Source organism: Gluconobacter sp. P1D12_c, assembly GCF_018812105.1.
Taxonomy (GTDB): Bacteria; Pseudomonadota; Alphaproteobacteria; order Acetobacterales; family Acetobacteraceae; genus Gluconobacter; species Gluconobacter oxydans_A.
Genome location: NZ_JACSIQ010000733.1, coordinates 1 through 386, shown reverse-complemented (window position 1 = coordinate 386; position 386 = coordinate 1). Strand labels below are relative to the sequence as shown.

1 pseudogene is annotated in these 386 nt (G+C 57.8%); it reads left to right on the top strand.

Features of this window, described 5'->3' with window-relative positions:
• A pseudogene (locus KP705_RS18950) lies at positions 1-386 on the top strand (Tn3 family transposase); the annotation flags it as partial.

Genomic DNA, 386 nt, shown 5'->3' with positions numbered 1-386 from the left:
GGACAAACTCCTCGGAAGCATGATGCGCCGTGCCGAGCACCGGATCCGTGACAAAGCGATTGTCACCATGCGATCGTTGCAGGCCCAGCTTCGTCTGCTGACAACCTCTTGCCGTCATCTGATTGAGGCCCGTGATCAGGGCGTTGATTCACTGTCTGCCATTACGGGAATTGACTGGCCCCGCCTCCAGGACGCCATCGGCAGGGCTGAAACCCTGACAGCTCCAGAGACCATTGATCGCACGGCCGAACTGATCAACCGGCATCGCTCTCTTCGTCCTGCCATTGGTCCATTCCTGAACGCGTTCCAGTTTCAGGGTGGTCGCACGGTACAGGGATTACTGAAGGCGGTGCAGATCATTGGAGACCTCTATCGGACCGGTAAAC